Origin of the sequence: Methanomethylovorans sp. (genome assembly GCF_041305605.1) — an archaeon.
Taxonomy (GTDB): Archaea; Halobacteriota; Methanosarcinia; order Methanosarcinales; family Methanosarcinaceae; genus Methanomethylovorans.
In genome coordinates, this window is the sequence record NZ_JBFYLB010000054.1 from 1 (window position 1) to 7,931 (window position 7,931).

Genomic DNA, 7,931 nt, shown 5'->3' on the forward strand with positions numbered 1-7,931 from the left:
ATCAGAGAAGTTGTATAACTCATATCCGGAAGAGCAAATGCATAACCCTTCACAAAGTATACAGTTCCATTTCAGATTTAACTCAATTCTAAGTAAACAATAGACAGCTCTCTACAGAGCCCAATATCATGTTACTTATAAATCAATGACCCTGGTAGACTGTTTAAGATAATATTCAAATAGCTCTTTTGCCCATTCGAGTGCAGAGGGCCTATGGGCTACTACGTATTTTTGGTCGTAATCGCCTGTTTTAGTTAACAATCTCATCATAAAGCAAAAGTCATTGTGCCCGAAGGACGTAAAACCCATTTTATGCGGATATACATAAACTTGATTGGGCTCACTAATAAGCAGATTCCTGAAACCATCATCCATTTCCTGCTTTATTTTTACAAGAAGTTCTTCGGAAACCACCAGCAACATGTTTACCCCACGCTTATTGAAATCTGCAAGCATTGATGGGAAGTGCGGGAACAAGAAAGTGGTGACAGAACACTGGTATTTTGACTCTCTGCTTTTTTCAAGGACTATTTTGCTAGGTTCCCAAACCTCTGTAGAAGGGATATTTGTCATCACAGTGCAGAGTTCAAGTTCATGGAGTCTTTTAAGCAAGTGCGGAGGAATGAAGTCGAGATCATGCTGTCCCCAGTAATCTATATCATTATCAAGAACTTCCAGGGTATCTATGAATGGAGTAATTTTGTCAATGAGTATCTTTCCAATAGTTGTCAGTTCATAAGCATCCCTGTCTATATATTGAATAAGATAACTGTTTTCCAGAATTCTGATTTGAGGGAGCAGTGCTTCTCTCGTAGTATTCAGGGATTGCAGGATCACCCCCATTTCTTTTGAGCCATCTTTCAGCAATAAAAGTGTTTTCTTTCTTTTCTCGGAGGCGAACATGACATCGTGCAAAGGTTTCTTCATCAATATTATCTCCTGCTAATACTACCTTCCTACTTAGAACCCTAAAAATACATGAGGCTGCATCAGTATTTTCCTATTCAACTCTCTTATAAAGAGTAGTAATTTGTCCTATTAAAAATTGCCCTTCGAAATTCAAGGTATTTTTCATGCAACTGTATGTTTATCACATTGAAGTTGGTTCAAAACTCATTTTTCCTTCAGGCAATCAAGGTATTGCACAGTCAAATCCGGACAAGTAGAAGTTTTGAAACTGGTCCATAATTATATCATTAGTTTCAAATCAACAGTTCCTAATTAATATTACTATGTAGCATCCTGAAGAAGATATTTTTATTTATGGATATCTGCAGAATATATGATAATGCTGTTGTAAATTATAATACCGTTAAAGTTTGATAAGATATGTAATATTCTACTACGTTTACGTTAAATATATGAAAATAAAAGGATTATGTAAGATTGAGAGAGAAATGCATGTCTCAATTGAATATACCTGTGGGTTGGGAACTTGGGAGTTCTCAAGCAATTAGGGGGTCTGAAGCTTGTTTCAAAAATCACATTCCATAATTTCATAGAATTCGCCTGCTATGCCAAAAAAGGAAAAGTAGAATTTTTGAAACAAGCTTAGTGAAAATGGCCTTTTACACTGAAAAGATGCCATTTTCACAGGGAGTGGAAAATGCAATCGGTGGTGGACCGAAAAGAGGAAGGATGGCGCCAATCTATCCTTCCATCTTCCTTATTGAAAAAAATCTAAACGCTAAAAAAGGTCTTGAGTGCCATAGTAGTCACACATAGGAGCAACATACAGATTTGGTATACCTTCAACAAAATTGAGGCTTACAACCTTTGAGTAGGGTATATTCCTGCCGTAAGGTTCAAAAGGAACACATTATTGCACGACAGTTTATATAAATCCTTTAACGGAGGGAAAGAAATGGTTATGATGGAAGCTTCGTATTATGATGTACAAACATCACTTAATGAAAATTATAGTACTGTCCTCAGAACACAACATAATTATAGTACCTCCTTGTTGTCTTATTTGGTTTTAATTATGCCAGAGATAGTTCGCCAGAAAAACAGTATAGAATTTACAGAAGACTGTAAGCACTGTGTCATTCTCGGTAATGTTGAGGATGTAGCAGATGAATACATCTTAAAGCTTGCACAATGGGCTACATCTCTATGGGATTATGAAAAGATCAAAATGTGGAAAAAATCCGATACTTTGAGCCCGGGATACTATATAAGAATGGCAGAAAAAGGAACATACAAAGTGCATGTTCTTGATGAAAGCATGATGAAAGACCTTTTTAACGGTGCAAGGAAAGACAGCCCTATACGATTAAAGGATTGGGATAAGAAAGAACTTATCGCCTATGTGGACTGGTATGTTGATGATGTCTGCTAGACATCAGAAATTAACATCATCCACACATGTGAAATACTCTACTGCCTTAAACCATTTCTCTCTTTTCCTGTTCAATTCACAGGTTATGTCCTTAGGTGCTCCTTCAGACATTGCCAGGTTATCCTTTGTTCCCAAATTAGTCCTGAGTCCGATCATCTCTGTATTCTTTTTCATTAATGTGCTACCTCCGCTAAGTTGTTCCCGCGACAATGATCCTGATTTCTTTCACATGATCTGAGGTATTGACAATTACCCGTTATCTTGAAGATGATGCAACCTTTACAATAAAGCAACTTGTTCCCCTGTGAGTAGCCCATCATTTCTATCATGCACATGCAGTCACCAATTCCTCATGGATCTGCAATGTGATATCTTCTCTTATTGATGTGATCCTCCCACATTTCCTGCAATAAAATAAAAAATTTAAACCTATTTGCTGTTTCTTCAAATTTGAAGAACAAAAATTACATATTTGTTGCATGCTAATCCCTTTGTTGTCCCCAAAATGCTTTACTTGCCGATGATTCCACCCATCATGAAACGGTAGATCTCCATATCTTCGCTGGTGAAAGGGTTCTCAATGCGACCATTAGTTATTGCATGGAAGCCGTGTGTTTCACCACGCTCATGTTCTTCAGTATTAATTCTCTTTTTCATTTGTTTGCTCCAATTGTCTTCGTTCAAGATATACTAAGTAATCTGGCTTTATATATGTTGTCGAAATAAACTATAGTTGATTTTATAAAATATATATTCTATGTACTTGCTTGCTAAGGTTTCTTCAGAGTGATATCGGATAATTTGTATAACAATGGGCATTTCAATTCTTCTGAGATCATTATCACATATTTTTATTAAGAAAGCATATATAAAATAGAACCACATACTATAGGTTTGAGTCTGAAGCATGACCCCTCACAAAGTTTCCCAAAAACTTTGAATTTATCTTATATAACTTTAAACTAGATTCTTAATCTTAGAGGTATAGATGTATATTCCTACTTCAAATGTAGAAGAAATAGTCAATGCCATAGAGAAACTAAATGTTCCGAGGAACAAGACCGTCCTTATATTGCTTGCTGAGCAAGAGCTACCTGATATTACACATTTGATCTCTGAACTCAACAAAAGGGAAATAGATTTCTTTGGTGCTATATTTCCGGGGCTGATATATGGAGCTGAAAAATATCACACCGGAGCAATAATTCACTTCCTTCCCGTGATACAGAGACCAATATTGATACGCAATATCAGTGAAGCCTCGACTAACATGGAAAATCTGATGCAGTCCTTCAAATTCTTGAGTAAAACAAACACAACAGCCCTTATAATTATTGACTGTATGTCTTCCAGCATTTCCTCTTTTCTTTCTTCCATATATAACCTGTTTGCAGACTCAGTCGAATATTTGGGATGCGGGGCAGGTTTTCTAGAAATAGAACAAAGACCCTGCATTTTTACAAATGATGGATTTTTTGAAGATGCCGCTGTTGTAAGTTTCATTGATATGCAATGCAGGATAGGAGTACATCATGGCTGGAAGAAAGCCCTCGGTCCGATAGTTGTGACAAAAAGTGAAGGCAATTCTGTCAAAGAACTGAACTGGAAAAATGCCTTTGCGATCTACAAGGAAGCAGTGGAATCAAGTCTTGAAAAAGAATTCAATGAAAACAATTTTTATGACATATCAAGCCATTGTCCATTCGGAATTTATACTGAAGGCCATGAAGACCTTGTCCGGGAAGTGCTTAAAGCAGGTGTTGATGGCGATCTGTTCTGTGCTGGGGACGTTCCGGAAAATGCGGTTGTTAACATCCTGAAAGGTGAGAATTTGGCCCTTGTCAATGCAGCACAGGAGGCATTAGAAGATTGCTTCCTTAAAGGAGAGCTCCGTGTTAACTATTGTGTAGTGATAGATTGCATCGGAAGGTCATTATTCCTTCAGGATGATTTCAAAAAAGAATTGAAGACAATTAAAAATGGATTAGAGGCTCGAAGTATAGATACGGTTCCTGAAGGTGTTCTATCACTTGGAGAGATTGCTTCAATAAGTGGAGATGTACTCGAATTTCTTAATAAGACCATTGTCATTGGAGTATTCCATGAATCAACAGATACAGCACACCGAGATATTTAACCAGATATCTCTTCTCTATGAACTCTCTCTTTCTATTGGAAACTCATTGGACATTAAGGATAATTGTGATAGATTCCTAAATAAACTGATGTCCAGAAAGAGACTTACTTATGCTTCTGTGTGGATAAAGAATGAATACCTGTCTTTAAATGACGACGGTATTGGCAGCCTTGTATATGCAAATCCTGAGTACTATATTACACGAAGGAAAATTCCACTTTCACATCCAATGTTTTCCTCATTTCCGCATAAAAATGTGCTTGTCATAAATTCAAGACATGAGAGATTTAAGGATTTCATTGCAGAGAAAAAATTCACAACAGGTTCATGCATAATTTATCCCCTTAAAGATTTTGGTGTATTGAAACTATATTGGATGAAAGAGCTTGAAGATCCCGGATACGTAGCTAACCAGCTGCATAATGTTATATCCAAATTTACATTTTCACTTGAAGCCTGCCTTCTCCACAAAAGATCTCTGTGGGAAATGGAAGAGAAAAGAAAAGCACTTGAGGATAAAATCCTTGCAGAATCTTCAAACCGTGCTAAAAGTGAATTTCTTGCTAATATGAGCCATGAACTACGCACCCCCCTTAATTCGATCATTGGTTTCTCAGATCTGCTGCTTATTGGAAGCTTTGGTGAACTAAACGGTAAACAGATTCGGTTTGCAGGTAATATCTCAAATAGCGGAAAACATCTACTGAATATAATCAACGATATTCTTGATCTGTCAAAGATCGAAGCAGGTGAGATGACCCTCAAGTATGAGGATGTATCCTTAAGGCAGATAGTTGATGAAATTGTAACGAGTCTTAAACCCTTGTCCTCTAAGAACGATCTGTCGTTAGAAGCATCTTACGTTGAAGATGTGGTCATACAGGCTGACAAGAGCAAACTAAAACAGATATTATTCAACCTTGTCGGAAATGCTATCAAGTTCACACCTCCCGGCGGATCGGTCACGATCTCCTCATCTGTAAAAGATGATGTGTTAAGAATTCATGTAAAAGATACAGGAATTGGTATTTCACCGGAGGACCAGAAAAAGTTGTTCGAACCATTCAAACAACTTGATTCAAGTCTTGGCCGAAAACATCCGGGAACTGGCCTGGGCCTTTCTCTTGTCAAAAAACTGGCTGCAATGCACAATGGTAAAGTATCCCTCGAGAGTGAAGTGGGAAAAGGCAGTACTTTCATGTTATCGTTGCCGACGAGATTTCCCGAAAGCGTGACCTTGCAACAATTATGAACTGTTCAAATCCAATTTCTTGCCTTTTTTCTTCTTTCAGCGGAAGTGAAAATACATACTCGTATGAGATGTTAAGCCATTTGCGCATCTCTTCATTGTTATCATATACAGATGGCGGCAGAACTACATATTCCTTCATTCTTCTCCTCATGGGTTCAAAAGGTGCAGTCTCGTCATGTTCAGCAAATAACCTGTCTGATCCTCGGGTCTTAGGTGCAGCATAATACCTTCTCCGTAAACTCCTGCGAACATATTCTCTTTAACAAAGTAGAGGGGACTTCCAAATATTTTTCTGGCCTGCACATCAAAACCTGCCAGTGCCCCCCCACAAGTACGATTGACAGCTCTTCCGATGGTTTCTTCCAAGCATGAAATTTCATCTCCACATACAGATAAATTCTTATCTTTGCTTCAATGTAATCTAAACTTTAACAGAGACTTGAAGCTCCTTTCTATCTCTTTCCTGCTCTTATGCCCCAGTCTAACCGGTGAATCCTTGAGCCAGGGGATGTATTCCCACTTCCACATCTCATGATTGCAGTCGAATTCGGCCATTGCATGGTTAGAAGTATTAATGAATACCACTGGATGACTGCGATTTCCCAGATAGTACTTGACATTTCTTCTGGGAGCTTTTGGAGGGTCTCCATGAATGGAATCCTCTACCAGTCCATGAGTGTTGCTGTAGATGTTCTCAAAACTTAACTCTGTATCAGCAGTGTCTTTTGGTATATGCAGCTTGAAAGTTTCGATATCAACTGTTCTCCCATGATGTAAGCGCCTGAATAGTTCATAGGTCCTGTTGACGATCCCTCTGAAAGAATGCCTGCGCAATTCTTCATTCTCAAATAGAAGTGTGATCTCCTCCTCCACTCCTTCCTCTTCTCCTTCATCTGTTTCGTTGTTTTTATGTATGTGTATCTCCCGTATAAAATTCCGAAGGGAATCTACAGCAGGCTGATATATCACCGGAACTATGTCATCCGGAAGATCATCTATATTTGCATCGAATATGTTATCTGCATTCAATTGTTGATCGTCAAGTTCACTTATAATTCTTTGATAGATCTCATGTATCACAGAAATTTCTGAGTTGTCCCCTACATCTGCCCACTGCCATATCCAATGCTCATCATTAAGTTCCAGAACCCATCTCTCCTTTGGACCCATTCTTTCTTCAGGATCATTCGAATACTTCCTGGCGAGATATGCATCTTTCACAGGTTCTTTGATATAAGTCACATCGAAGCCCATCATATAACGAAGATTTACATCTTTACCCATGTACCCGCTGTGCTTTTGAACACTGCTTCTCACGATCAGTTTCAATATGTTGTTACCGGTTCTGGCAAGTCCTACTGTACATTTGTCCCAGTCCCATACCTGAGACTCACCTGTCCATCTGAACTTTCCTGATCTTGTATCCCATACTTTTTCCCGGACAGAATACCATATTTCATATTGAGGCAAGTTTTCGGATCTTTGACCTGTGCCTTCAACCCCATCAACGCCCATAGACCAGCTCCCCCTTCAGATCCTATGATTACTCACGTTACAGATTCGATATTCCCATAGGATCAGTAACATATCTTTTTATATCGTTATGTCACAAAATATCTTTCGCTGAGGTTGAAGGAGGAAATAGTATGAGTGAAGTGTTCTTTAGGCCTGCTGCAGATATAGGACCGGAAAATACACAGATAGACCAGATCAAAGAGCTTTTCAAAAAAATAAACATAGTGGAAAAAGGTGATCTTGTAGCCATCAAGATACATCCCGGAGAATACGGTAATACAACTTATGTACGGCCGGTCATAGTTCGGACAGTGGCCGATCTGGTAAAAGAGGCTGGCGGGATACCTTTCATAACAGATACCACTGTGCTTTACAGTGGAAAGCGTTTCAATGGAGCTGATCTGCTCTGGACAGCTGCTGTGAATGGGTTCACATTCGGAAGTATGAACGCTCCTTTTATTTCTGCGGACGGCCTGCTTGGGGACGACAGTGTTGCAGTACCCATAGGCGGTGAATATATAGACGAGATCACAGTAGCTTCTGCCATTGCAAAGGCTGATGCCATGATCATGCTATCACATTGCAAAGGTCATCCTGCATCTGGCTTCGGTGGTGCTGTCAAGAACCTGGGCATGGGATGCCTGGACAAGGAAGGTAAAGCAAAAGTACATGCCCCTGGCAAACCG

General features: G+C 38.9%; 9 protein-coding genes. 4 read left to right on the forward strand and 5 right to left on the reverse strand.

The window, feature by feature from the left end; all coding sequences use genetic code 11:
- Positions 1-135: 135 nt before the first annotated feature.
- Positions 136-927, reverse strand: a complete 792-nt coding sequence (locus ACCM36_RS03695; RefSeq protein WP_370572383.1) for a helix-turn-helix transcriptional regulator — start codon at positions 925-927, stop codon at positions 136-138.
- Between the two features lie 937 nt (positions 928-1,864).
- Between ACCM36_RS03695 and ACCM36_RS03700 the strand changes: the two genes are divergently transcribed.
- Positions 1,865-2,341: a hypothetical protein gene (locus ACCM36_RS03700; protein WP_370572384.1), complete on the forward strand. Its 477-nt coding sequence runs from the start codon at positions 1,865-1,867 to the stop codon at positions 2,339-2,341.
- 3 nt (positions 2,342-2,344) lie between these two features.
- Here the strand turns inward: ACCM36_RS03700 and ACCM36_RS03705 are convergent, their stop codons facing one another.
- Positions 2,345-2,515 carry a hypothetical protein gene (locus ACCM36_RS03705; RefSeq protein ID WP_370572385.1) on the reverse strand — a complete coding sequence of 57 codons (171 nt, stop codon included), beginning with the start codon at positions 2,513-2,515 and terminating at the stop codon, positions 2,345-2,347.
- Positions 2,516-2,851: 336 nt separating this feature from the next.
- Complete coding sequence (locus ACCM36_RS03710) at positions 2,852-3,025, reverse strand: hypothetical protein (RefSeq protein WP_370572386.1); 174 nt, start codon at positions 3,023-3,025, stop codon at positions 2,852-2,854.
- Positions 3,026-3,329: 304 nt separating this feature from the next.
- Between ACCM36_RS03710 and ACCM36_RS03715 the strand changes: the two genes are divergently transcribed.
- Entirely contained in the window at positions 3,330-4,478 is a 1,149-nt protein-coding gene (locus ACCM36_RS03715; protein ID WP_370572387.1) for an FIST signal transduction protein, read from the forward strand.
- Positions 4,444-5,730 carry a sensor histidine kinase gene (locus ACCM36_RS03720; protein ID WP_370572388.1) on the forward strand — a complete coding sequence of 429 codons (1,287 nt, stop codon included), beginning with the start codon at positions 4,444-4,446 and terminating at the stop codon, positions 5,728-5,730. Before ACCM36_RS03715 ends, ACCM36_RS03720 begins: the two co-directional genes overlap by 35 nt.
- 147 nt (positions 5,731-5,877) lie before the next feature.
- Here the strand turns inward: ACCM36_RS03720 and ACCM36_RS03725 are convergent, their stop codons facing one another.
- Together ACCM36_RS03725 and ACCM36_RS03730 are read right to left on the reverse strand one after the other, a co-directional pair.
- Positions 5,878-6,096: a hypothetical protein gene (locus ACCM36_RS03725; RefSeq protein ID WP_370572389.1), complete on the reverse strand. Its 219-nt coding sequence runs from the start codon at positions 6,094-6,096 to the stop codon at positions 5,878-5,880.
- A gap of 45 nt (positions 6,097-6,141) precedes the next feature.
- Positions 6,142-7,245, reverse strand: a complete 1,104-nt coding sequence (locus ACCM36_RS03730; RefSeq protein WP_370572390.1) for a hypothetical protein — start codon at positions 7,243-7,245, stop codon at positions 6,142-6,144.
- 131 nt (positions 7,246-7,376) lie between these two features.
- On the opposite strand from ACCM36_RS03730, the gene ACCM36_RS03735 reads away from it, so the two are divergent.
- On the forward strand, positions 7,377-7,931 hold a 555-nt coding region (locus ACCM36_RS03735; RefSeq protein WP_370572391.1), incomplete at its 3' end, for a DUF362 domain-containing protein.